26 protein-coding genes are annotated in these 24,193 nt (G+C 40.6%); 14 read left to right on the forward strand and 12 right to left on the reverse strand.

From position 1 onward, the window contains the following. The first annotated feature begins 215 nt into the window (after nucleotides 1-215). Nucleotides 216-1,421, forward strand: a complete 1,206-nt coding sequence (locus BM378_RS02435) for an anhydro-N-acetylmuramic acid kinase (protein WP_074988505.1) — start codon at nucleotides 216-218, stop codon at nucleotides 1,419-1,421. Here the strand turns inward: BM378_RS02435 and BM378_RS02440 are convergent. From BM378_RS02440 to BM378_RS02450, 3 genes are all read right to left on the reverse strand, one after another. Then, on the reverse strand, nucleotides 1,418-1,894 hold the full coding sequence (locus BM378_RS02440) for a hypothetical protein (RefSeq protein ID WP_074988506.1): 477 nt from the start codon (nucleotides 1,892-1,894) through the stop codon (nucleotides 1,418-1,420). The genes BM378_RS02435 and BM378_RS02440 overlap by 4 nt on opposite strands. Nucleotides 1,895-2,272: 378 nt before the next feature. Then, nucleotides 2,273-2,764, reverse strand: a complete 492-nt coding sequence (locus BM378_RS02445; protein WP_036972446.1) for a DMT family transporter — start codon at nucleotides 2,762-2,764, stop codon at nucleotides 2,273-2,275. An 8-nt stretch (nucleotides 2,765-2,772) separates the two neighbouring features. Beyond that, entirely contained in the window at nucleotides 2,773-3,273 is a 501-nt protein-coding gene (locus tag BM378_RS02450; protein ID WP_227006875.1) for a DMT family transporter, read from the reverse strand. A gap of 33 nt (nucleotides 3,274-3,306) precedes the next feature. On the opposite strand from BM378_RS02450, the gene BM378_RS02455 reads away from it, so the two are divergent. After that, the gene (locus tag BM378_RS02455; protein ID WP_036972445.1) at nucleotides 3,307-4,239 is read left to right on the forward strand and encodes a LysR family transcriptional regulator; all 933 of its coding nucleotides are present in this window, start codon (nucleotides 3,307-3,309) and stop codon (nucleotides 4,237-4,239) included. Nucleotides 4,240-4,618: 379 nt separating this feature from the next. Beyond that, a complete protein-coding gene (locus BM378_RS02460) occupies nucleotides 4,619-5,443 on the forward strand; it encodes a MipA/OmpV family protein (RefSeq protein WP_074988507.1) in 825 nt (274 codons plus the stop codon). 250 nt (nucleotides 5,444-5,693) lie between these two features. Here BM378_RS02460 and BM378_RS02465 read toward each other — a convergent pair whose 3' ends face one another. The 3 genes from BM378_RS02465 to BM378_RS02475 all read right to left on the reverse strand — a co-directional run bounded on the left by BM378_RS02465 (nucleotide 5,694) and on the right by BM378_RS02475 (nucleotide 9,473). Then, nucleotides 5,694-7,229 carry an EAL domain-containing protein gene (locus BM378_RS02465; protein ID WP_074988508.1) on the reverse strand — a complete coding sequence of 512 codons (1,536 nt, stop codon included), beginning with the start codon at nucleotides 7,227-7,229 and terminating at the stop codon, nucleotides 5,694-5,696. A gap of 213 nt (nucleotides 7,230-7,442) precedes the next feature. Continuing rightward, the gene (locus BM378_RS02470; protein ID WP_074988509.1) at nucleotides 7,443-8,474 is read right to left on the reverse strand and encodes a methionine synthase; all 1,032 of its coding nucleotides are present in this window, start codon (nucleotides 8,472-8,474) and stop codon (nucleotides 7,443-7,445) included. A gap of 24 nt (nucleotides 8,475-8,498) precedes the next feature. Further along, nucleotides 8,499-9,473: a DUF1852 domain-containing protein gene (locus BM378_RS02475; RefSeq protein WP_074988510.1), complete on the reverse strand. Its 975-nt coding sequence runs from the start codon at nucleotides 9,471-9,473 to the stop codon at nucleotides 8,499-8,501. Between the two features lie 389 nt (nucleotides 9,474-9,862). Between BM378_RS02475 and BM378_RS02480 the strand changes: the two genes are divergently transcribed. The 6 genes from BM378_RS02480 (at nucleotide 9,863) to BM378_RS02505 (ending at nucleotide 14,733) form a co-directional block, all read left to right on the forward strand. Beyond that, entirely contained in the window at nucleotides 9,863-10,672 is an 810-nt protein-coding gene (locus BM378_RS02480; protein ID WP_074988511.1) for a sulfite exporter TauE/SafE family protein, read from the forward strand. Nucleotides 10,673-10,890: 218 nt separating this feature from the next. Then, nucleotides 10,891-11,121, forward strand: a complete 231-nt coding sequence (locus tag BM378_RS02485; protein WP_065979612.1) for a hypothetical protein — start codon at nucleotides 10,891-10,893, stop codon at nucleotides 11,119-11,121. Nucleotides 11,122-11,135: 14 nt separating this feature from the next. Beyond that, the gene (locus BM378_RS02490; RefSeq protein ID WP_036972435.1) at nucleotides 11,136-11,540 is read left to right on the forward strand and encodes a hypothetical protein; all 405 of its coding nucleotides are present in this window, start codon (nucleotides 11,136-11,138) and stop codon (nucleotides 11,538-11,540) included. 344 nt (nucleotides 11,541-11,884) lie between these two features. Further along, nucleotides 11,885-12,856, forward strand: a complete 972-nt coding sequence (locus BM378_RS02495) for a calcium/sodium antiporter (protein WP_074988512.1) — start codon at nucleotides 11,885-11,887, stop codon at nucleotides 12,854-12,856. 41 nt (nucleotides 12,857-12,897) lie between these two features. Next, entirely contained in the window at nucleotides 12,898-13,743 is an 846-nt protein-coding gene (locus BM378_RS02500; protein WP_074988513.1) for a mechanosensitive ion channel family protein, read from the forward strand. Nucleotides 13,744-13,932: 189 nt separating this feature from the next. After that, entirely contained in the window at nucleotides 13,933-14,733 is an 801-nt protein-coding gene (locus tag BM378_RS02505) for an alpha/beta hydrolase (RefSeq protein WP_065979609.1), read from the forward strand. Here the strand turns inward: BM378_RS02505 and BM378_RS02510 are convergent. Continuing rightward, complete coding sequence (locus BM378_RS02510) at nucleotides 14,730-15,065, reverse strand: zinc ribbon domain-containing protein YjdM (RefSeq protein WP_074988514.1); 336 nt, start codon at nucleotides 15,063-15,065, stop codon at nucleotides 14,730-14,732. The genes BM378_RS02505 and BM378_RS02510 overlap by 4 nt on opposite strands. 99 nt (nucleotides 15,066-15,164) lie before the next feature. Next, nucleotides 15,165-15,734 (reverse strand): Tll0287-like domain-containing protein, encoded by a 570-nt coding sequence (locus BM378_RS02515; protein WP_074988515.1) that lies wholly within the window; start codon nucleotides 15,732-15,734, stop codon nucleotides 15,165-15,167. 245 nt (nucleotides 15,735-15,979) lie between these two features. Between BM378_RS02515 and BM378_RS02520 the strand changes: the two genes are divergently transcribed. After that, nucleotides 15,980-16,444, forward strand: a complete 465-nt coding sequence (locus tag BM378_RS02520) for a TlpA family protein disulfide reductase (protein WP_036972428.1) — start codon at nucleotides 15,980-15,982, stop codon at nucleotides 16,442-16,444. Here BM378_RS02520 and BM378_RS02525 read toward each other — a convergent pair. Then, nucleotides 16,419-18,929: a bifunctional diguanylate cyclase/phosphodiesterase gene (locus BM378_RS02525; protein WP_177222567.1), complete on the reverse strand. Its 2,511-nt coding sequence runs from the start codon at nucleotides 18,927-18,929 to the stop codon at nucleotides 16,419-16,421. The genes BM378_RS02520 and BM378_RS02525 overlap by 26 nt on opposite strands. Nucleotides 18,930-19,103: 174 nt before the next feature. Here BM378_RS02525 and BM378_RS02530 point away from each other — a divergent pair, with 174 nt between their 5' ends. Together BM378_RS02530 and BM378_RS02535 are read left to right on the forward strand one after the other, a co-directional pair. Next, entirely contained in the window at nucleotides 19,104-19,691 is a 588-nt protein-coding gene (locus tag BM378_RS02530; RefSeq protein WP_074988517.1) for a DUF4202 domain-containing protein, read from the forward strand. Between the two features lie 21 nt (nucleotides 19,692-19,712). Next, a complete protein-coding gene (locus BM378_RS02535) occupies nucleotides 19,713-20,228 on the forward strand; it encodes a TFIIB-type zinc ribbon-containing protein (RefSeq protein ID WP_074988518.1) in 516 nt (171 codons plus the stop codon). Nucleotides 20,229-20,442: 214 nt separating this feature from the next. On the opposite strand, the gene BM378_RS02545 is transcribed toward BM378_RS02535, so the two are convergent. Beyond that, nucleotides 20,443-21,441 (reverse strand): NADP-dependent oxidoreductase, encoded by a 999-nt coding sequence (locus BM378_RS02545; protein WP_074988520.1) that lies wholly within the window; start codon nucleotides 21,439-21,441, stop codon nucleotides 20,443-20,445. 195 nt (nucleotides 21,442-21,636) lie between these two features. On the opposite strand from BM378_RS02545, the gene BM378_RS02550 reads away from it, so the two are divergent. Beyond that, on the forward strand, nucleotides 21,637-22,062 hold the full coding sequence (locus BM378_RS02550) for a MarR family winged helix-turn-helix transcriptional regulator (protein ID WP_036972421.1): 426 nt from the start codon (nucleotides 21,637-21,639) through the stop codon (nucleotides 22,060-22,062). Here BM378_RS02550 and BM378_RS02555 read toward each other — a convergent pair. Together BM378_RS02555 and BM378_RS02560 are read right to left on the reverse strand one after the other, a co-directional pair. After that, the gene (locus BM378_RS02555; protein WP_036972420.1) at nucleotides 22,059-22,439 is read right to left on the reverse strand and encodes a VOC family protein; all 381 of its coding nucleotides are present in this window, start codon (nucleotides 22,437-22,439) and stop codon (nucleotides 22,059-22,061) included. The genes BM378_RS02550 and BM378_RS02555 overlap by 4 nt on opposite strands. Before the next feature lie 119 nt (nucleotides 22,440-22,558). Continuing rightward, the gene (locus tag BM378_RS02560) at nucleotides 22,559-22,969 is read right to left on the reverse strand and encodes a hypothetical protein (RefSeq protein ID WP_074988521.1); all 411 of its coding nucleotides are present in this window, start codon (nucleotides 22,967-22,969) and stop codon (nucleotides 22,559-22,561) included. An 892-nt stretch (nucleotides 22,970-23,861) separates the two neighbouring features. Here BM378_RS02560 and BM378_RS02565 point away from each other — a divergent pair. Further along, on the forward strand, nucleotides 23,862-24,056 hold the full coding sequence (locus BM378_RS02565; RefSeq protein WP_143104558.1) for a hypothetical protein: 195 nt from the start codon (nucleotides 23,862-23,864) through the stop codon (nucleotides 24,054-24,056). The last annotated feature ends 137 nt before the right edge of the window (nucleotides 24,057-24,193 follow it).

Consider the following 24,193-nt stretch of genomic DNA (forward strand, 5'->3'; position numbering starts at 1 on the left):
TGCGACCAAGACCATTTAGTTAATTTAATGCGTCATACTTTTTGTTATGATGGCTGTTGTGTTCTCCTTTTGGGGAGCTCACCCGTACAGTTTTAAAGCAAATTAAAAATCTTTGCAATAATTATTCTTTAAATGTATTGTTTTAAAATATAAACTATTCCAATCCATCAAGCGGCTTATTATTATATAACAAGCTGATTTTAAGTGATTTATTTATGCATCAACATATTGAAAAACTGTATTTAAGTGCAAAAAAAGAAAAAAAATTAATTATTGGTCTGATGAGTGGCACCTCATTAGATGGCCTTGATATTGCGCTGTGTGAGGTCTCTGGGCAAGGCATGAATACCCATGTTGATGTTATTAAGTTTACTACCGTTGATTACGACGATAATTATAAATCACGCGTTAAGCGGGTGTTTGCAAAGCGAGAATGCGACCTTGAAGAAGTAACCTTACTTAACCCGTGGATAGGCCAGCTTCATGGCGAGATGGTTGCACATACTTTAGCGAGCTGGGGTATAGATAAAGAGCATATCGATGTAATAGCAAGTCATGGACAAACTATTTATCATTGCCCTAAAACTCAGCACAAACGCCCTGAATACGGTAATGCAACGTTACAAATTGGTGACAGTGATCATCTCGCGGTTACCGCAGGGATCACCACTATTGGCGACTTTAGGCAAAAGCATATTGCTGCGGGTGGAGAAGGTGCTCCTTTGGCGGTATACGGTGATTATTTGTATTTCACAAGTCATCAAGAAAACCGTATTTTGTTAAATATGGGGGGGATTGCTAATCTTACCTATTTACCAAAATCTGCCGATGCGCGAGCTGTTTTTAGTTCAGACATTGGCCCAGGCAATACCATTATGGACGCGTATGTACAGCGTCATTTTGCTCCGCTTCAGTATGATAAAGATGCATTAATCGCCAGTAAAGGCACCGCAAACGACGCTTTGTTAGCGGCGTTATGTAGTGATGCATTCTTTAGTTTAGATTTTCCAAAGACAACAGGGCCAGAAGTATTTAACCTAGATTATTTAGCGTCGGCTCAAGCACGTTCTAACACGAGCGATCTGTCTCATTACGACGTTATGGCCACTTTAGTCACGTTTTCGGCTTTAATGATTGCTAAAGCAATCAACCAATGCAGTGAAAAACTGACCGATATTGCAGTGTATGCCAGTGGCGGTGGAGTGCATAACCCGCTGCTAATGAATATGATCTTAGCGAATTGCCCGCAGCTTTCAGCTATTAAAAACACCGATAGCTTAGGCATTAATCCAGATGCGAAAGAGGCGGTATTGTTTGCGATTCTGGCAAATGAGTGTTTGTCGGGGGGTCAACAGCGTTTTGGTAATACCGAGCAAGGGATCCCCGATATTACCATGGGTAAAATAAGCTTTTGCGATTAGAAAAACGCTAAGAAACTTGCCCCAAGATTACTGATATAGTGCCGAAAACCCTGATTTTTAGCGTGGTTTGTCGGCGCTAATTGTGGCGATGCGTTGGCAGCGATACCGACGTCGAATTGCGCGCTGTCTTTCAATGTTGCATGCTTACCATGAAGCATTAGCTGCAATACAAATTCACCACTTTGTGTCACGTTTTCTAACGTAAGCATAATAAGCTGCTGATCTAGGTCATGTTGCGTCAGTGTGCGCGCAGTAAAATACGCTGATTCACGCGCATTAGGATAGGTCGCACTAATAGAGATCACATCGCCCTCATGCGCATCTTCGGGTAGCACACAATAAAACAAAACCTGCTTTTGCTCGTTAGCAACAAAATGCAGTTGTTCGTATTCCATTGTATGCTCAAGTGCCGCACATAAGGGATCATCACTAGAGGGGAGTGCAAACGAAAGTTGCACCAAAGCACTGTTCATTACTTCTTCATTACGTTAGTTGATTAAATTAGCGCCAATTATTGATCAATTAAATGACAGAATTATGACTATTGTCATAAGGGGGATTATTTATTTTATGAACAACTAAAATTTGTTCTTTCTGTTCCAAAACTAGAATAGTAATAAATTAAAATCCGATAAATGATATGGATCTCAACTAGGCACCGCAGATAACCATTAAGCAGCTTTAAGAGTCGAATTCATTGGTTGAAGACTGTTTGTAACTTTGCGTTATGAATGTTTTGATGAGACTTTGTAAGCAAGTAAAAGCGCATTTAGCGTCGTTTTAATTAGTCAATGAGCTAGGCACCTAGCTCATTGGGTAGGAATATTTAAACATTAGATAACTTAAACACACTAATCTGAAGTAAATGTTCTCGTTAATTTTTGTTCACTTGAGCTATTTGTAGTCTTATTGCTTGAATATATAAAATATAAGGCAATACCAAGACAAATAATTGCAATTACCCTATAAATTGAAAAAGGTATTGGCTCATTCCCCAGCCAGCCAAAATTATCAATTAACATACTCATTGTTAGCTGCCCGAAAATAACCGCAACCGTTGCGACAGCGGTACCGATACGTTGCACCGCAAGTACCATTATGACTATATATGGAACACCACACATAGCTCCCAGTAATTGCCATTTGGGTACATCCAGCAACGTGATTGAATGCTTTGGCTCAAAGTAGAAGATCAATAAAGCTGTGATTAATGCACCCACTGAAAATGTAAGGAATGCGGTCTTAAAAACGCCTAATTTACTTCCAAGTTGACCATTAATTGCTGCTTGAATACTGAGCATAACGCCACCGAGTATCGCTAATAAAATCATTATAAATGTCATAATAGATCCTAACCTTGTGCAACCATCGCTAACGCGATAATGATGAAAATGAGTGCAATAATTCGTCTATTGTCGATTCTTCTGTGAGGGGTACCAAATAGACCAAAGTGATCGATAATTAAACTTTTAGAGATTTGCCCAGCTAAAATACCAATCATCGTCATTGCAATACCTATTTTAGGCGTCGCCACAGTGAGAATAACGACATAAACGACACCTAATACTCCCCCTGACAGTTGCCATGATGGCTGAGAGAAAAAAGATGCACTATTACGAGGGCTAAAAAACAACATCAACAAAAATGTTAATGCAGCCCCAACTGCGAAAATACTAAATGTTGCCCATAAATCGCCAACTTGCGTTCCCAAAGGCCCTAGTAACCCGGCTTCAACGGAAAGCCCCATACCACCAGCGATAACAATCAAAATTAAAAAGAGTTGCATATAAAACTTTCTCCATTTTTTAAGGTGAAGAAGAATACGCTTTTCGATTGATGAGAAAAATGCCATTATTGTGTGAACACCTTTGCACAATATGCATATATGAGTAATTTTGAATCTATAAATCTAAAGAGCTTACTGATTTTCATCAATGTGTATGAGCTAAAGAATTTTTCGTTGGTAGCGAGACGGGAAGGGGTGTCTGCTTCTCAAGTGTCTCGTGTTATACACAATCTTGAAGATGCACTTGGACATCAATTATTTTATCGGAATACGCGTGCGATAATACCCACTGAAAGCGGTAACCTATTCATAAATCATGCGCGTGCAATGGCTTTAAATTTTCATGATGCACAACAAGCGTTAAGTGAAAGATTACTAGAACCCTCGGGACTTGCCCGGATAAACGCGCCAGTATTTTTTGGTCAAAAGCATATAGCTCCAGCCCTTGCTAATCTGAGCGAAAGGTATCCAGAATTAGATATAGAGCTAACTCTTACTGATGATTACATTGATCCGATGAAAGATGCGTCAGATGTCATATTTCGGATCGGTACGCTTAACGACTCCTCATTACGAGCACGTATTGTGGGAGAGCAGAGTTATCATCTCACTGCATCACCCAAGTACATTCAAAAATATGGTGTGCCTAAAAAACCTGAAGACTTAGTTACACATAAATGTCTCGTCTATAGTGGCTCATCAGGTCCAAATCGTTGGTATTTCAGGCAACCCGAAGGTTTATGGGTTCACTGCCCGATCACTCCGACTTTAAGTTCGAACAACGCCGAGTCTCTGCTCACCGCCGCTTTAAATGGTATGGGAATAGTATTGTTTCCAGATTGGCTCATTGCTGACAGTCTATCTGAGGGGAAACTTGTGAAGCTTTTTACAGAGATTGATTCATCAATTAATACTGAAACTCAAACTATTGCTGCAATATACCCGAATGCCCGTCACCCATCACTTAATGCAAGAGCCATTATTGACTACTACATAGACGTGTTTGGGTCCCCTTTGTATTGGCAGCTATAGCCTCGCTATATTTAAAAGAAGTTACGGCCTTTTAAAGCCTGTATTAGGGTCGAATGCAATTTTCAACGCTTAGTTTTGATAAAAAATAACGGTAGAGTGCTTTAGCGTTCAAGATGACGAGTGATTATCCCCCAAAAAACTCCCCAAACTATTTATATATACCAACTAACTAACCTCTCTCAACGGGGTTATTTACTGATCTAGTAAAAAAATTCATTCGTATTTTTATGCGGATAGATGATCTTAAGAATGTAAGAGTCTCTATTGCTACACTTATACGATGCAATAGCATTCGCATACTGCCGTTGTTGGTCGATCTCTCTACAAGAATAGGATCTGCCATGCAGACCCCACAATAAATTTTGAGAGGATGAAATAGATGAAAAAGTTTTTACCAATTTTTCTTTCTTGTATTTATGGGTTGGCAACCCCTTCAGTACTGGCTTTAGAGGATAGAGAAGCACTGGTTCCTTTACCTTCATTAGATGATTTCACTAACGGGAAAGACGGCTGGAGCTTTGGGCTTGGTGCAGGCGTTGAATATGAAACGGCTTACGAAGGTTCAGACGAATTTGGGTTTGAATTGCAGCCTGCGGGAGCGGTGCAATGGCGTAAGGGCGATAATATATTTTATTTTGCTGGAGAAGCATTTGGTTGGCGTGGTCTTCGAAACAATGATTGGTTGTTAGAGGCATCGGTAGGTTTTGATGAGGGGCGAGAAGAAAGCGATTCAGATGATGGCCGATTAGATGGGTTAGGTGATCAAGAAGAAGGGTTTGAACTGGTGTTTCAGGCTCGTCGTTCTTTCACACCTGATTGGCGTTACTGGCTAGTAAGCCGTGTTGTGGCAAGTGAAGATGGAAATTTAGGTTTGTTTGGGGTGGGCAGACGCTTTGGAACCCACACAGATGGGTCGGGTTCTGAAGTTAATCTAGTGGCTGTTTTTCATGATAGTGACTATGCCAACAAAGGGTTTGGTATAGACGAAATGCAATCTGCGGCATCAGGCTTAGAAACGACCTCTTTGAGTGGGGGATTACGCTCGTTTGGCGTGGATTACAGTTACCGACATAATATGAATGATAATTGGCAGATTTACGCGGAAGCTCTTTTTGAGTACTTCAGCAGTGATGTAAGGAAAAGCCCCATCGCGCGTAGTAATTATGAAAGTGAAATCGGCGTCGGTTTCATTTATATTTTCTAACTTTAATGCTCTTTGACAGCCTGCTCAAAGCGTTGGGCAGGCTTAAATTATCGTGCCTACACTACGGTATTTTATATTTTTGCCATTTTATAAGCTCTATTGATTTTGAAGTGTGCGGCATTTTCAACCTTAATGCCTAAATGTCGTGTTGCTATGAGGGGGTAGAACATTGAGTAAGTTACTGAATATTGTTATTACGCTTATTCTACGGTCAATGTAATGTGTTTTGTTCTTCCTATTGGTGTTAATTTTAATTGTCTACAGGTTTTAGCGCGGGTATCTCGTTGGCGAGTAAATCGCTGATAGGCACTAACACTATGTGGTAAACACATTGTTCAGACGTATTTTGATCCGGCACCATTAAAGCGCGAATGTAGAGTACGTCTTGGCAATCACTCTTTTGGTTTTTTACAAATGTTTGCACCAAATGCCCACCTCGGCAGGCTGATTTTATATTTTGAAAATCATCAGGGGCAATTATTTCGCTAATTTGGTCTGTTTGAATATCAATCTCAATATGGGCGTGTTTATTAATGCGTGTTAGCGCTCCTTGCTCATTAACAATGATAAAAGGGGCAGGGAACTGGTTTGTTGAATCGAAGTGCTTTTTATTGGGTAGGCGCGAATGAAACCCTTCAAACGCATGCACCATCATAACGTAGTTACCTTCTTGTGAAACGCGGGGGATTTGAATACAAAAGACTTTTTTGTGCCGACCATTTGGGTAAAAATCCCATTCAGAACTTATTTCGGCTTCTCCTGAAACAAAGCGTCGATAATAGCTTTTTAGCCGTGTTTTAACTGAGTAACTCATTAAGTTGAATGTTTTTGCTTGTAAGTTTTTCAGGCTCTCTACTCCCCAAAATTTAACCCCAGAACGATTTGCCCAAATGACTTTATTGGTGTTGAAATCCCATAGCCAAGAAGGATGTGGGCGAAGCTCTAGTAAACGAAGCTCTTTTTCACTGAGTAACAATGTGGCGTTATCACATTTTGCGCTGTATTGACTGTGAGTATAATTAGTAATCCACTCTTTAAGAGCGTGCTCCTCAACCCCTTTGTCAAATAAAAAGCCCTGACCAATTTTGGCACCGGCTTCAATAAGAATGCCTCGTGCCATGCAGGTTTCTATGCCTTCGATTACACAACGCAGCTCTAAATCACTGCACAGCTGAAGAATAGCGTTCATGCCTGCCATGCTTGCTTTGTCATTAATAAGCTGCGAGGTTAAGGAGTAGTCAATTTTTACTTCGCTAAACACATTTAACCGAATCGTTTCGAGTGTCGAAAAGCCCGTCCAGAAATCATCAATAGCAAGTTGAATACCCAATTGACTGAGTTGTCTCAGGTTTGCCACGCTTTGGTTGCTGAAAATACCTGCGGTTTCGGTGACTTCGAGTACAATCGAATCTGCATTTATCTGGTATTGATTGATTAAATGACCGATTTGTTTGGCGAAGCCTTCAACGGTGAGGTCATTAGCTGACATATTTAATGAATAGTGAATAGCCGTTTTCGTATTATCAAGGGACTGAATGGTCTGCAGCATTCGCTCAAACAGTGTGAGCGTTAATAAATAACATTGTTCATTTATTTCGAGTAGATCAATAAAATGAAATGGTGCGATGACACCATATTTAGGATGATTCCAGCGTGCCAGAAATTCAAACCCGACCAGTTCGTATGTGTCGAGGTTGACTTGTGGCTGTGCGACTAAAAAGAACTCGTTGTTTTTGATGGCCATCAAAATATCGTCAATTTTAAAGCGCGGTATATTCGACAGCATCATGGTTCCTTATTTTTTATTGGGTTGTGTTTATTGCCGTTACAGTATTGGTGAACGTAGTTATGTTAGCTAGTCGGAAAGGGTGATTAAACATTCAGAAATTGCTTAAAATTAAGGAATTACGATTTTTTGAATAGCGTGAAGTAAAAAAGCAGGTGTCGTGTAGCACGCTACCTGCTTGTTTATCTGTAATGTCGTTGTTTTTCGTGAGGATTAATTAGCTAGCAGCTCTTTTCGTACAAGCTCTGTCCCTGCGCTGAGGGCTTTTAATTTGTCATTTGCGATATCTCGGGGCAATGGGGCCATGCCGCAGTTGGTGCAAGGGTAGAGCTTATCGGCATCAACATATTTGAGTGCTTCACGCAGTGTTGCGGCAACCTCTTCTGGGGTTTCTATTTCATTGCGTGCGACATCAATGGCGCCTACCATCACTTTTTTTCCACGGATCAGCTCAAGTAACTCAATTGGTACACGCGAGTTATGACATTCGAGCGAAATTATATCGATATTCGATTTTTGTAGCTTAGGAAATATTTCCTCGTATTGGCGCCACTCGTTGCCCAATGTTTGTTTCCAATCGGTATTGGCTTTAATGCCGTAACCGTAACAAATATGAACGGCGGTTTCGCATTGCAGCCCTTCGATTGCTCTTTCAAGGCAGGCAATACCCCAGTCGTTAACGTCGTCAAAAAACACATTAAAAGCGGGCTCATCAAATTGAATGATATCGACACCTGCAGCTTCAAGCTCTTTGGCCTCTTGATTAAGAATTTTAGCAAATTCCCAGGCGAGCTTTTCGCGGCTGTGATAATGGTCATCGTACAGGGTGTCGATCATGGTCATCGGACCCGGCAACGCCCATTTGATTGGCTGCTTGGTTTGTGCGCGCAAAAATTTGGCATCGTCAACAAACACCGGTTTGGTACGTGATAAAGGCCCAACAACACACGGCACACTGGCATCGTAACGGTCACGTATTTTAACGGTTTTACGGTTTTCGAAATCAACCCCTGTTAAGTGTTCAATAAAGGTGGTGACAAAGTGCTGGCGGGTTTGTTCGCCATCACTCACAATATCAACACCTGCTAACTGTTGTTCATGCAACGAAACACGCAGAGCATCATGCTTGCCATCGCTAAGTTCACTTCCTTGCAATTTCCAGGGTGACCAAAGCGTTTCTGGCTGTGCCAACCAAGACGGTTTTGGCAAGCTGCCAGCGGTTGAAGTAGGTAATAATTTTTTCATAATAATCGCTTAGTTATCTCGTTATTAGGCCAGATTGCTAGACCATTGCTCAAGCACTGTTTTATAGGGCTTTATAAAGTATTGTTCGGCAAACTTGCCTTGTGCAACAGCTAACTGACTGCGCTCTTCACGGTCATAAATAATTTGTGTTAATGAATGATCTTGGTTCTTTAAGTTTGGTTTATAACGGCTCCCTGCGACTGCATTGGCGTTATAAATTTCTGGCCTGTAGATCTTTTGAAAGGTCTCCATAGTGCTAATGGTGCTGATAAGCTCAAGGTTAGTGTAATCGTTAAGCAAATCACCAAAAAAATAGAATGCCAGAGGAGCCACACTGTTAGGAGGCATAAAGTAACGCACTTGTAAGCCCATTTTTTTGAAGTATTGTTCGGTTAATGATGTTTCATTTGGCTGATACTCTACCCCTAAAATTGGATGCTGGTTTTCAGTGCGGTGATAGGTTTTGTTGTCTGACACGCTTAAGCAAATAACCGGTGGTTTTTTAAAGTGGCTTTTGTAAGTATCAGAGCTTACAAAGTGTTGAAACAGCTTGCCGTGTAAGTCGCCAAAGTTATCGGGGATGCTAAATTGGCTTTTACTTTTATTATGATCAAGCAGCAACACACTAAAGTCATAGTCGCGAACATAAGATGAGAAGTTGTTACCCACAATGCCTTCGATTCGTTCATCGGTGTGGTGATCAATAATATTCGTTTTTAACACTTCAATAGAGGGAAAAACGTCACCGCTGTTCGCAATATCGATATCAACAGAAATAATTTCCAGTTCAACAGAGTAGCGAGTGCCTTGTGGGTTATCCCAATTTGCTAAGGCATTAAAACGATTATTAATCATTTTTAAAGCATTGCGTAGGTTCTGTTTACGGCTTTCGCCTCTTGCTAAGTTTGCAAAGTTGGTAGTGATACGCGTGCTGTTTGATGGATGGTAGTTTTCATCCAAGCAAATGCGCTTAATAGTAAATGTAAAATCATTTTTCATGGCTGTAGGTATCCAATGTTTAATCCGAAAACGTGACTGCTGTTTAATTATTTATCGCAGTGTTAGTCATAACAGGCTACTCAATTAGCTGTAGTAACCTTTGCAGCGTTAATAAATTTATACGTGCTCTGATGCATGAAGAAAAACGTTTTTATTTCAGGTAAAACATGAATGCGATTCATACATTAAAGGGACGCACTCTTGTGGTGTGTGTTTAATATGGGTGCAAAGTACTTAAACATACTTTGAAAGTCTAGATGGCTAAATGGGTTGGGCTATGATGTGGTTTTTTCATGTGAAACGTGAGTAATATTCAATACTTAACGCCGCAACTATTGTTCCTTTAATTGATATACTCGAAATCTAAACGAATAACAGAGATAAAGGGAATGAGTGAATTAATCGTGTTGGTGCTTTACTGCGCTTTACTTGGCAGTGGCGTTGGGTTTTTAGCCGGTTTATTAGGGATTGGTGGCGGTTTAGTGATTGTGCCAATACTCAGCATTATATTACTGCACTTTAATGTCTTACCCGCAGAGCAGGTTGTTGTAGTGGCTATTGCAACCTCATTGGCATCCATACTTTTTACTTCAACGTCGTCAGCAATAGCGCATCATAAAAATGGCAATGTGCCATGGGAAATTGCGCCTTGGGTGATGGTTGGTGTGGCACTTGGTGCGCTCATCAGTGGCTTTATTGCGGCGTTATTACCAGAAAATGTGGTGAGGTTAGTATTCGCTATTTGCGTTGTGCTCATTGCGCTTAAAATGATTTTTGGGGGCAGGGGAGATACATCCACTGCGCGTCAATTACCTAATAAAGGCCTGCTTACATTTTTTACCACAATCACCGGTGGTTTATCTGCCATGATAGGTATTGGGGGCGGTGCGGTGCTTGTGCCATTATTAACGTTTTTTTCAGTCGATATGAAAAAAGCCATTGGCTGTGCATCGGCTTGTGGCATTGTTATTGCGCTATTTGGTTCGGTAGGTTACATCAGTGCGGGTAGTCAGTACTTTGCATTGCAAGACGGTTTTGCAGGGTTTGTTTATTTACCGGCTCTGTTGGGTATTGTTTGTACGTCTTGGTTTACTGCGCCTTGGGGGGCCCTAGCAACGCAGACATGGCCAGTGTCATTGATCAAAAAAATATTTGCCACTTTGCTTATTATAATGACCGTTAATATGCTGACTCGCTAGCATATTTTTAATGCTTGAATGTAAGGCACCTGTTGGGCAGCTATGTCTTGCATTCAAGTTTTTTGGGCTAGCGTAATCTAGCAATTTGCATTTTATCGTGGGATGCTATGTTTACGTTTAACACCTGAATTTTATGTGCGTTCGCAATTTCCTACTAAACTTGCAAGGGCAGAATTCATAGAGCGCGCAGCGATGCAGGGAAATGAAAAAGCACGTATATGTTTGTCGATGAACAAGTGGGCGTAAACAGTGCGGCTAAAGCCTATGCGATTAATCGTTTGCTTATGGAAATGACGCAAAATAATGATTTATATAATCGCTATGCTTGGTTTGAGCAAAAGCACTCCCCACGCTTGTCACAGAATGAGCTTGCAGATGCTAATACCTTGTTTGAGCAGTGGTTAGCAGAGATAAATAAAAATGGCTCGCTTTATCCGAGTGAGTTTTAAGGAGGAAATTTACGATGATAAAACCAGATTACGCAAATTATACATTGGCAGAACTGATTGATTGCCAACATCATATAGACGCACACGCATGGCCTGAACGTGTTAAAGAAATCGATCACTATCTTGGTCTGTATGCTGCAAAATCGCCTGAACATGAACGGGAATACAAGCAGGCAGTCTTTAACGCATTTTGCGATACCTTACGTCGCGATCTTGCGATAAACATCGATGATAACATTTTGTGGTTTTTAAGGTTTTTTTCTAAGCGTGCAAAAGCGCTAACTCCAAGTACATTTGCTGATGAAGTGTGTCCACTTTGCCATGCAAGTCTTCATGCTCGAACTTGGGCTGGTGGTTGGGAATTGCACTGTAAAGCATGTGATGTGGCGGGTATTGTCGTCGAACGTTACTCTGTTTAAGAAGTCGAATCGTGGTAAAAAAAACAAGTAAAAAAGGTGTAGATTTTACTTTGTACTTGTGACTTTTGGTTATATAGTCTACGCCTAACCTTAGGGGAGTAGTCGCTTAGTTACTAAGATGAACGTCAACAGTCTCCGAGCATTCGTTCGTGGCGTTCATGTCCGTAGTATGGATTGACAAGACTTAAGGCATCTATTGTGTTCCGGGCGGGCATAGTGCATGCCTTATTGTATTCCGCCCTAAGGAGCCTGCTCGTGTTTATTACTTTTCTAGCGTGTGGTCTGGGTGACTACGCAATGTTCAAGTCGGTCATTTTGTTACTATTGATGCGCCGGGAGTTCATATGATTACTTTTGTCCTCGCTATTTTATGCGGTTTTGCATTGCTGATTTGGAGTGCCGATCGATTTGTTGATGGTGCCGCTGTCAGTGCTAAATATGCGGGTATGCCAACTCTTTTAATTGGTATGGTCGTTGTTGGCTTTGGCACGTCTGCGCCAGAAATGTTGGTGTCAGCTATGGCGGCGGCAGACGGCAGCCCCGAGCTTGCCTTAGGGAATGCCGTTGGGTCAAATATCGTAAATATAGGGCTGATATTGGGCCTTACAGCTATTATCTCGCCGATAGTTGTTCATTCAACGATTGTTAAAAAAGAGCTGCCACTATTACTGCTTGTTAGTATTTTGCTTGCTGTGTTGATATGGGACAACAGCCTAACGCGTTTTGATGCCATTGTATTATTACTTGGGTTTCTAGCCTTTATTGGCTGGAGTATTTTTGCTGCGCTAAAAAGCAAAAACGATACCTTACAAAACGATGTTGAGCAGGAACTGAGTGCCCAACCTATGTCGCTTAAGGCGGCTATTACTTGGTTAGTCATCGGGCTTATTGTACTCATTTCCAGCTCTCGTTTACTTGTGTGGGGGGCGGTAAATATTGCTGAACTTATGGGAATAAGCGATTTAATTATTGGCTTAACTATTGTGGCACTGGGTACGTCGTTACCTGAACTTGCCGCCTCAGTTGTCGCAGCGCGAAAAGGTGAACACGATATTGCCATTGGTAACGTGATTGGCTCTAACATGTTTAATATTTTAGCGGTGACAGGCATTGCTGGTGTTATTGCGCCTGCCGTTAATCTTTCAAGTGATTTATTAATGCGTGATTGGTTAGCGATGTTCTCTTTAACGCTATGTTTATTAGTGTTTGCTTATGGTTATCGCAGGACTGGCAGAATAAACAGAGTTGAAGGGGTTGGGCTACTGCTTGTGTACTGTGCCTATAATACGTGGTTACTGTTTTCAGTAAGCAATTAAGTTAACGAATTGAAATATAAATATATTATACAGGACATAGTATGAAACAAACGGTTAGCGATTTTTGGCTTAATCACTCACAGACTATTATTGCGCTGGGCTACAAATTGGTGTTGGCGATTGTAATTTTGATTGCCAGTGCGCTTATCGCCAAGTCTGTGAAAAAGGCGATTAAAAACTCTCATTCAAAACTGAATAAAGTAGACGACACACTCTTGCCTATTTTGTCATCGGTTACAGGCTATACGGTATATGTGATTGGTGGTGTGTTTATTTTAGATATTTTTGGCGTAAATACCGCAAGTTTGATTGCGTTAGTGGGGGCCGCAGGCCTCGCGATTGGTTTAGCGCTTAAAGATACTTTAAGTAATATTGCTGCTGGCATGATGTTACTTATTTTAAGGCCCTTTAAAGTGGGTGACTTTGTTGAAATAGGTTCAATGCAAGGAACAGTTTCTGAAGTTAATTTGTTCACCACTATTTTTCAAACCATCGATGGCTTATATATCGCATCACCGAACGGGATTGTGTGGGGCAACAATATTAAAAACTTTACTCGAAATGGTAAACGCCGCATGGATATTGTTGTGGGTATTTCGTATGCCGATTCGATTGATGAAGGGTTCGATGTTTTAAAACGTATTGCTGCCAGTGAACCTCGCTTACTTTTAGAGCCTGCACCTCACGTTATGGTATCGGCTATGGCCGAAAGTGCAGTTAATATACAGCTTAGAGCGTGGGCTAAAAATGACGATTATTGGCAAACGTATTGGGATTTAAATAAGCGCGTTAAAGAGTCAATCGAAGACGCAGGCTTAACGATTCCATTTCCGCAGCGTACCTTACACATACCCGAACGGCTTGTTACAAAAAGCGAGTCTGTGTGAAATAAAAGCCACAACTGTGGCTTTTATTGTTTAACCACCGTGGGTGGTAACAATGCATTATGGTAAAGATAAACAAACGCTCACTCAGGACCCAATTGCCAATGATGTTTTACAGTTTAACAACGACAAACGTCGACATCAGCACACATAAGCTGTCGTTTCGATGGGTTAATAAATGGTATGAACGGCATGAATACACAGTTTAAAAATAAACCACCCGTTGTCCTTATTCATGGTATGTGGAGCACCGCGGTGGCTATGCAAGACGTGGCGGCAGTATTTACGCAACAGGGCTTTGAAGTTCATGCATTAACGTTGCCAATGCATTTTGACAAATCAAGTTATACAACGGCAGATAAACAGACATTAGCGAAGCTGCGCTTACAAGATTATGTTGCGTTTATTATGGCAGAAATAGCCAAGCTTGATAGGCCTGCCATTATAGTTGGTCATTCGATGGGTGGGTTACTGGCTCAATTGGTCGCAGCAAGGACGCATGTTGCCAAGCTTATTTTACTTTCATCAGCCGCACCGGGGGGGATCAATGCATGGAGTTGGTCTGTTATTCGCACATTTGGACGTAATTTATTTTTATTTCCGCTATGGCGGCGGGTAACACACATCACGCTTGCGCAGATTCGTTATGGTATTGCGAATACGCAACCTGATTCGGTTCAGCAGCTAATATATCAGCATGCGACTTATGAGTCGGGGCGGGCTACATTTCAAATGGGGGTAAGTGGCTTTTTTCCAACGGGTTATTCACGCGTTAATAGTGCATCAATTCGCTGCCCAATACTTATCATTGCGGGCAATAAAGACAGGGTGACCCCCATCAAAGCACAGCGAGCAATGGCAAAAAAATATGCCCGAAATAAGGCTCAGTTTATTGAGCTTGAAGGTGTTTGTCACTGGACTGTGGGCGGCGAGCATGTTGAAGTTGTCCGCAGCGCCATGTTGTCATGGCTGGCTGAGGACGCGCAAGCTTAAGCTTTCTTTACAAATTTTGCAGTGACCATCATTTCGCCGATACCGTCTACTTTACAGTCGAGCTCGTGGTCTTTTTTATCGAGCACTCGGCGAATAACAGCTTTGGTGCCAATTTTAATGACTTGTGAGCTGCCTTTGATTTTTAAATCTTTAGCAACTGTCACTTTGTCGCCATCTACCAATAAAGTGCCGTTGGCATCTTTTACTGTGATCACGTCATCGCTATTTACAGCCGTTGGATTCCATTCATGCCCACATTCAGGGCATATGAGGTTATTTTGATCTGGGTATACGTATTCCGATTGACACTTTGGGCAAGGAGGGGTCGACATAAACTACACCTAGGTTAATTTTATTTGCGCTTATATTAATGGCTAATGGTGCACTATGCGAGCCTAAGTTACTTACAAATACACCATCATGGCATTGTATTAGGGGGTTTCCAGTGTTTTGCTCACAGAAAAAATGCCTCTTAAATCGCCTAGTTTATACCCAGTTGCTAAGTCGTTAGGGTAATGATTATTGAGCGCTTGTTTTACCTCTGGTGATATTTTTTCACCGTGACAGGCTAAACACACCGGGGCAACTTTTATGGCTTTGGCAAAGCGAAACTGACCATCGCGGGTGGTTGAAAATGTGACATTCTCGATGCTTTCGCTGTTTCGTAGCATGTCCAGAAGTTCGGCTATTTTCTCGGCCTCCCAACCATCGGGTTTATTGTTCGGGTTTCGGTTTTTGCTGCTTTTACGAGCGACTTTCCAGCCATTGATTGACAAACTTTCAGCGATAGCGGGCGCCTTCATTTGGCACACATCAATCCCTGCAACAAGCCCACCTTGCTGTATTGCCTCACCAAGTTCAGATTTGAGTGTGTTTGCAAATAATGCAATGCGCTCAACGGCTTCGCTCTCCAAACTCGCGATATTTGGCGGTGTTGTTTGTGCATAGCTCATTGAACTGAAAAGTACTAAAAGACCGCTGACTCTTTTTGCTGTGACCATGGTGATTCTCATTATATTAGTTATAACTAATATAATAGGGTAGATTTTAAGATTTTGCGAATAGCGTGTGGTCATAGGCCGAATTGAAAGCAGGGATGTTGATTTAACCCTATTAATGCACATGTTTTTATTCATCGTAGAGGTTTATTTTAGAGCGTTTAGTGTTGTTTTGAACGCACCTAAAACTGGTGTAAATAAGCGCAATTAGTTATTGTGGGACTTTAATAGCGTAGAGAATAATAATTATGAAATATGTATTGAGTGCCTTTGTGGTGCTTTTGTCAACGACGCTGTTTGCCGCTGAAGCGCCCTATGCTGGCGATATAACGGTTGCAGACTTACTTAAAAACTACGCTGAATTTAGCGAAGAATATGAAGACTATTCGCCAAGCGAAAATGACCTAAACACAATAAAAGCACTGCAAGGCAAGCAAGCTTTAGTTTTTTTAGGCACGTGGTGCCATGATTCAAAACGCGAAGTACCGCGCTTTTTAAAATTGCTTGATATGGCTAAAGTGCAACTTGGTTCATTGCGTTTAGTTGCGGTTGGCTACGACAAGCTCGACCCTAACGGCCTCGCAAAGAAGCATGACTTACGTTACACCCCTACCATCATTATCAGTGATGATGGCACAGAACTTACCCGAATGATTGAAAAGCCTCAGCAAAGTATTGCCCGCGATCTTACGGGGCAGGATCAAATTCAATAAACTTTTCGATTGGTAATGGCATTGAAATTAAATACCCTTGAATGTAATCAATGCCTTTATCACTGACCAGTTGCCATTGTTCTGAGCTTTCGACCCCCTCGGCAGTGATGGTTAAGTTTAAATGATGCGCCAAGTCACTCATGGTTTGTAAAAAAAGACCGTCACGCGGGTTTTCGACGCAATTACAAATAAACGCACGGTCTATTTTCACGTTATCAAGGGGGAATTGCTGTATGGACGCAAGCGATGAATAACCCGTTCCAAAGTCATCAAGCGATAAATCAAAGCCCGCTGTTTTTAGTTTGTGCATTAAGCTAATGGCATATTGTGTGTTTTGAAAAAGAGCAGACTCAGTGATCTCAAGGTTTATTTCTTGATCCGCCGGGAACAAGGTCATTTTTTCTTGGCTTAAACGTTTTACGAGATGCGCATCTGAAAACTGTTTACGAGACAGGTTTATCGACATTCTTATACGAATGTTATTTTCCACTAATCGGTGACAGTCTTCAGCGACTTTGGCAATGATCCACCGCGATAATAAGTTGATCAACGCAGACTGCTCTGCAATGGCGATAAATTCGTTTGGTGACACATAGCCCCTAACAGGATGCTGCCACCTAACTAATGCCTCGCATGCAACCAACGCCCCTGTTTTGGTATTAAGAATGGGTTGGTAAACCATACTCAATTGCTTACCGGTAGAGAGGGCGTGACGCAAATCACTTTCTAAGTCGCTCTTTGCTATCAGCTTATCTTTTAGAGACTGGCTGTAAATAGTGAATGTTTTTTCTAAGCTATGGCACTCATTCATTGCAATAAGTGCCGTATTAATTTGCTCTCTTGCATCGAGACTTTGTAAATGAGGGTAACCCACACCAATATAAAAATGATAAAAGTGGGCCGTGCCTGCGGTTTCAATTAAACCAGCAACTTGGTGTTGAAGTTTATCAACAAAGGTTGCAAGCTTTTCATCAATAATAGCTTCTTTTAACAGCATTAGAAAACACCCGGGTTTAATATGAGCGCAAAATGCGTGGTAGTGCTCTGCAAACTCTATTAAACGATTGGCAATGATTATTTGTAATTCGTTTATGAAATTATGACCATAGATATCTTCGAGTTGTCGAAAGCCTTTTATTTCAGCGCATAACAAGGTAAGTCCTGAGTTATATTGATTTTGAGGACATAAGCTGGTGATGTATTTTTCAGTGTAATGGCGATTAGCCAGTCCGGTCATTGGATCAAAATTAGCTTGCCGATAGAGTTCATGTTGCTGGTGTTTTTCGTCACTGACGTCTTCGACAGTCCCCACTAAAGTGTTGGTTTTAAAGTTCCACTCTGCAAGTTCGTGAAACCAGCGCTTTTCGCCATTAATTTTTATGGTGTACTCAAGCTCTATAGGCGTATTTGGGCGTGAATTGATAAAATTTAAAAAGGCATTTTTATAAAAACTGTCGATGCTGTTACAGATAGCGTTGATCGTTTGTTCTGCCGAATCTGAGTTAAAAAGCACTTTGGCTTGGGCTGATAAATGACGCGTTCCCGTATCGGGTGATAAGTGCCAGCTCCCCACACCACTCAATGATTGTGCTTGTTTGAGTGCTAACGCTTGTTCTGAAAGTTCGACTGTTTGTTTTTGCACTAATTCTTCTAAATTATGCTCGTGCTCGCGAAGACGCGCCGTGATAAAAAACAAATAACAGCTGATAGATGACAACAGCAGTGAGAACAGCAGTAAAACAGCAATTTCGGTGTGACTACGCAATATAAATTGGTCTTTAATGCCGACTACCCATTGCTGATTTTTTATCATGATCGGCTGAGTTAGCCATTCACTTTCATCAAACGTCTGATTAGCGAGTAAAGGCCGGTAATTGGTGTCTTGTTTTTGCCAGACTTCAAAACGATGAGATGCAGAGGCAAGTTTAGGTTTAATATTGCTTATAAATTCAGGAAAGCGCAGCACAGCAATACTAAACCCCCAAAGGGTGTCTTGTTTAAAAATAGGTAAGCGTGCGACTAACCCTTGTCCACCTTGTGAGAGCTCTTTAGGCCCATCAAGTTGCATTTGTTTGGTTTGTATCGTTTTTTGCAAAGAATCTTGGATGGTTTTGTTTTTGAATAAGTCTGCATTGATGACACTTTCATGGCTTAGTAATGGATAGCTGTAGGCAATAATTCCGTTTGGCGCCAACTGGATCGTTTGGCTGCCATCGCTGTGATTAAGGATTTGTTTGGCGAGTGTTTCGAACTGCTCTTGTGTGTATGAATAGTCACGCATTGCTGCGCGCACTAAATAAGGGCCTTGAAGGGCATTGAGAATGGCCTTTTCAACATCGCTACTGTAACTATTCAGAATCGTTTTTTGTTCCAGCTCATGCATTTCTTGCCTATCAAAATACACCTTGAATGCAATCGTTGAAAATAAGCCGAAACTAATGATAAAGGAAAGTAACGATTGAGAGATTTTATTTTTCTTCAGCAAGGGCATCCCTAAACTCTTAGGCAATTAAAGTATGAAATTACTTACTGAAAAATACTAGTTTAGGGTTGCTTTATTGTCTAGCAAAGCTCAATAATTACTCATCAATTTCAACAAAATAGCAAAATGTAACAGACCAGATTACAATAACTTGCAAATACTTAAGAAAGAACTCCTATGTACCAAGCTGTAATAAAAGCAATAGATAATGCAAATAATGCTGATCCAAATAGTGTGAAGTTCGAGGGGCAGTCATATGCAAAAGAATTCCTTTATGCGATGCGTATGACAGACATGCTAACGCGTTTTAAACCTGACGCTGATGAGTTAATGCACATTGCTGCACGAGGTCAGCATATTGAACGTTGGCGCTCACCTCGCAGTGATTTCCCTTTAGGTAAGCAGGGTTATTATCAGTGGCGAGGCGCGTTATACGATTTTCATGCTGAGCGAGTGACTGCGCTAATGAAAACTGCGGGCTATTCAATAGCTGATTGTGAGCGTGTGTATGCTGCGGTTGCTAAAAAGAACATTAAACATAACCCTGACAGCCAGCTGATAGAAGATATTGCAAGTTTGGTATTTATTGAGCATTACATGCTTGATTTTTCAATGAGTAAACCTGATTACGACGAGGCGAAATGGCTGGGGATCATTCGTAAAACATGGCAAAAAATGTCGAGTGAAGCACATGAGTTTGTTTTAGGTGGGCAAATCGCATTGCCAGAACCATTAAAACCGCTTATTTTAAAAGCGCTTAACTAATATTAAAAACAAGGATGTTTTATGGATTGTCCACGCACAAATACACCCCTTAATGAGGTGAGTATTGGCGATACTAAGGTGTATTTTTCATCAACGGGTGGCGTGTTTTTTGATAATCGGCAAATATTTCACTTCAGCGATCCCAATTTAAAAACAGCACAGGTGTTGGTCGCACACTTACAAACATTACCGACAGAATGCATTGATCTTACCAAGCGGATTAATTGCCCTAAGTGCCCTGATATCGTGATGATGCGGCGTTTTTTTACCCCGCTTAAAGTAGTTGAGTTAGATGAGTGCCCCAACTGTGCCGCGATTTGGCTTGATAATGGTGAACTTGAAAAAATTCATGAAAATCACCTAACCCCAAAAGAACGTGAACTATTACGTCTCGATATGGCAAACAACCATGGCTTTATTCAAGTTAAGATCCCAAAAAGGCGTTATTCTGTTGATGCTGAAAAACCAGAATCTAAGGCAAGCTCATCATTAGAAAAACTGGCAGAGCTGGCATACTTATCGCTTTTGAATGGCTGATAACCTATATAAAGCCCCTGAGGCTGAGCTAACTCGCAAAGCTATGTACCTCTCGAAACTTCGAGATTTAGCTATTTGTGACGTACTGTTTTCTTTTCTAGGGCGTTTAAATCGTAAACAGTTCTGGTTTCGACGATGGTATTTTTTAAATTTGTTCACTTTTAAAAAGCCTGTGTCAGCGAAGACACAGGCTTTTTATTACACGTTTAGCGTGTTATAGCTTAACCAGCATTTTGCCCTTATTCTTACCTTCGAATAAACCAAGAAAAGCATTTACGGCATTTTCTATGCCTTCGTATACTGTTTCTTCAGACTTAACTTTACCTTCACTGAGCCATGCGCCCATTTGCTCTATAAATTCAGGGAATTGGTCAAAATAATCAATAACAATAAAGCCCTGTACGGTTAACTTTTTAGAGTTAATGAAGAATAAGTTATTTGGCCCAGGTTGCGCCGTGTCGTTGTTGTAACCTGAGATCATGCCACAAACAGGAATGCGGCCGTAATCGTTCATCACATTTAATGCTGCTTCAAGGTGGTCGCCACCGACATTTTCAAAGTAAACATCAATCCCTTGTGGAGCGGCTTGCTGAAGTGCTTGAGTAAGGTTTTCAACGGTTTTGTAGTTGATTACAGCATCAACCCCTAAGTCTTTTACCATGCGAGCTTTTTCATCTGAACCCACCGAGGCGATAACTTTACAGCCTTTTAGCTTAGCAATTTGGCACACAACACTGCCGACTGCGCCAGATGCAGCAGACACAAACACAGTGTCTGTTTCTTTTAGAGTGATAACTTTTGTAAGGCCTGCCCATGCAGTTAAACCTGTCATACCCATGGTGTTTAAAAATAATTGATCAGGCAGTGGTACATCAGGTAACAGGGTTAAGTCGCTGCCATCGCTAATGTGTGCAGTGCGCCAGCCACTAAGGTGAGTTACTTTACTGCCAACAGGAAATTGATTGTTACGTGATTCAATTACTTCGCCAATGGCACCGCCATCCATAACGTCGTTTAATTTAAAGGGTTCGATGTAAGATTCACGATCTATCATACGTGGGCGCATGTAAGGGTCGACTGACATCCAGGTGTTTTTAATTAAGACTTCGCCATCTTGTAGTTCAGGCAATGTTATTTCTACTTGCTTGAAGTTATTGTGGGTCGGCATGCCTGTAGGGCGTGATACTAAATGAATCTGTTGACTTGTAGCCATAAAAACCTCGTATTTTTTAATCTAGCAATGCTAGTGAAATAACAAACTAATATCCACGCAAAACATTTGCGCGCAAACTATTTGTGATCAATTTAATGATCTTTTAGGCAAATGGCAAGTGTTATTCGAAAATAATTTGCGCGCAAAGTAAATTAACGTAATAATAGCCGCAGTAATTATCTTTAAGGCACTGCAATGACTCAAAACTTATCAGACAATGTGTGTTTTACGCTTTACAGTGCGACTAATGCGCTAATAAGAGCGTTTCGCCCTTTACTCGAAGCGTATGACTTAACCTATCCGCAATACATCGTGATGCATTCTTTGTGGTACAGAAATCAAGTAAGCTTAAAAGAGCTTTCTTTTGATACGCATTTAGACTCAGGCACACTGACCCCTATTGTGAAACGGTTAGAAGCAAAAGGCTTGTTAACTCGCCAAGTTTCTAGTGAAGATGAACGCAAAAAAGTGATCTCGTTAACAGAGCAAGGCATACAGCTTAAAACAGACGCGGAAGAATTAACGGCTAAGTTAATGGCACGCTCTAATATGAGCTTAGATCGCCTTGAGGAACTTCGCGTGCTGACACTAGAGCTGCATACCGAGCTGACAAAAAGTTAAATCTCAATGAGGCACACCAATGTACCTTCAATGGCCCTTACATAGGCATAATGTTGGGCGTCTTTTTTTGTCGGTGGGCATAAAGGTTCAGCACCTGCAAGTACGGCTTTATCGTAGCTTTGTGCTAGGTTTTCACAACTAAATCTTAATTCAAATCCCAATGCGGGTTGCTTAGGGTGCGCGCGAATGTAGCCTTGCTTAAAATAAGATTGCGCGTGTGGGTGAGTGGCAAACGCTAATTTCACCGTGCCCGTTACGAGCTCGCCGTACTCTGCATCGTCACTAATATGATTGGTATTAAAACCAAATGCTTGATAATAAAAGTCGAGTACTTCTTCTACGTTATCGACGTAAATAACCTGACTTATAAACTCCATTCATTGTGCTCTTGTTTTTATTCGTCCTATAAATAAAGCACAGTTTTTGCTGTTTTGCAGGGATAAAAAAACCTTGTAGGCAATGCGTACAAGGTTTTTATAGTTGTTAGAGTTCTTGCCTAGCTCTTCTGTCTTATGAATTTGGTATTTATATCACTTAAATTATTACACAATGAAAATGGTGCTGAAATATCGATAGTAAATGATTGCAATATGACTTGGTCATCAATTATTGCACGAATAATAACCGTGGATTGCCCAATATCTGAATCAGAAGGCATCCACGTTATTTCATTTTGGTTAATTACCATGCCACTAGGTGCTTTAACAAGGCTATATTCAACGCTTCCAACATAATTAACAGTAATGGAATATGAAAATATCTCTTCAATCATAACTTGGGTGGAAGGGGTTGAGGTAAACTCATAATCACTAACAGGAATGTCTAGATCAACATCTGATTTATTCAAACGGCTTAGCTTACCATCAAACCAGGTTAAAATACTCTCGCCTACTTCCTGTAAGACCACTATTCGCGAATTACTTGGAACAGAGCCTATATCATTCCCATCTTGATCTTGAGATAACTCAATATAAGAGCCCTGAGTTTGACCGAAATATCCATTGCCATAAGCCTGGTATGATGCATCGTTGTGCTAAATATTTAACCCGCTACCGGTGCTTCTTGTACCGACAACTGCATATTTCTCACCTGCATTTATGTTGCCAACAAGTTCAGATGATGATGTTGCCTGAGCTCTTAAATTGACTCTTTTTATATGCTCAGAAATTAAAAATTATGAAAAAGCATGAGGAGAAAAATATACATAGATAAATAAACGTCCTTGTTAGTTGAATAAATTAAGCTGTTTTTTATTTGCAATGTTATTTGAGTTGTTTAATAGCTAATTGTTGTTTTTTCTTTTTGTAGTTATATTTTGTTTGTTTTTGTTTTAATGTAGTGATTTATTATGCTTTCTGTTTTTTAATATTTATTTTGTTTGATACATTATTGAATTGATGTAATGTTTGTTTTAATAAAGGGGGAATTTTAATGATAAGGAATAGTTATGGAAATTAGGCCTAGTAGTTTTGTATCTTGTTTTTTTGGTTGGTTTGCTGCTTTTTAGCTTTAAATTACTCGCTGTTAATTTAAATGATGTCAATCAAATAGAGTCTGAAATAGAAGATCTTAGAACGTAAGCTGGTTATGGTTTAAGTTATATTCAAAATTTAGTTATACAGCTCAATAATGTTGAGATTAATCTAAATAAAGAACGTGTGTTAAACAATGAAAAAATTTCTTATCTTGATTTTATTTTGAAAAATAAACTGGCCTTATTAAAGCATGTAAATGAGAGTTGTTTATATGGTGTTCTTAATCAATAGCTAATAATGTTAATGGTAGGTACAAATAAAAGCATGACTCGCTATGAAAGAGATAAAGCGCTTGGTTATATTTTAAAAAACAATAAAGCTGATTTATTAAAAGAGTTAGGGCTATTGTTTGATACAGACAACGGCCTTGTTTTATCGCCTGAGCTGGCGCAACTTGCAAATATTTATGGCTACCAAATTAGTGGCAGTGCCGACAACCCCATTATTAGCGCTAAATAATTATTAAAATAGAAGGTTAATAGTGTGAAAAATTTAGTAATGTACTGTGTGCTACTGGCGTGTTTTTTGACATCAGGCTGTGATTTTTTATTTGATAAAGCACATGGTTATCGTGGGCCCATTGTTGTGACGATTGA

The organism is Pseudoalteromonas lipolytica (assembly GCF_900116435.1).
Classification (GTDB): domain Bacteria; phylum Pseudomonadota; class Gammaproteobacteria; order Enterobacterales; family Alteromonadaceae; genus Pseudoalteromonas; species Pseudoalteromonas lipolytica.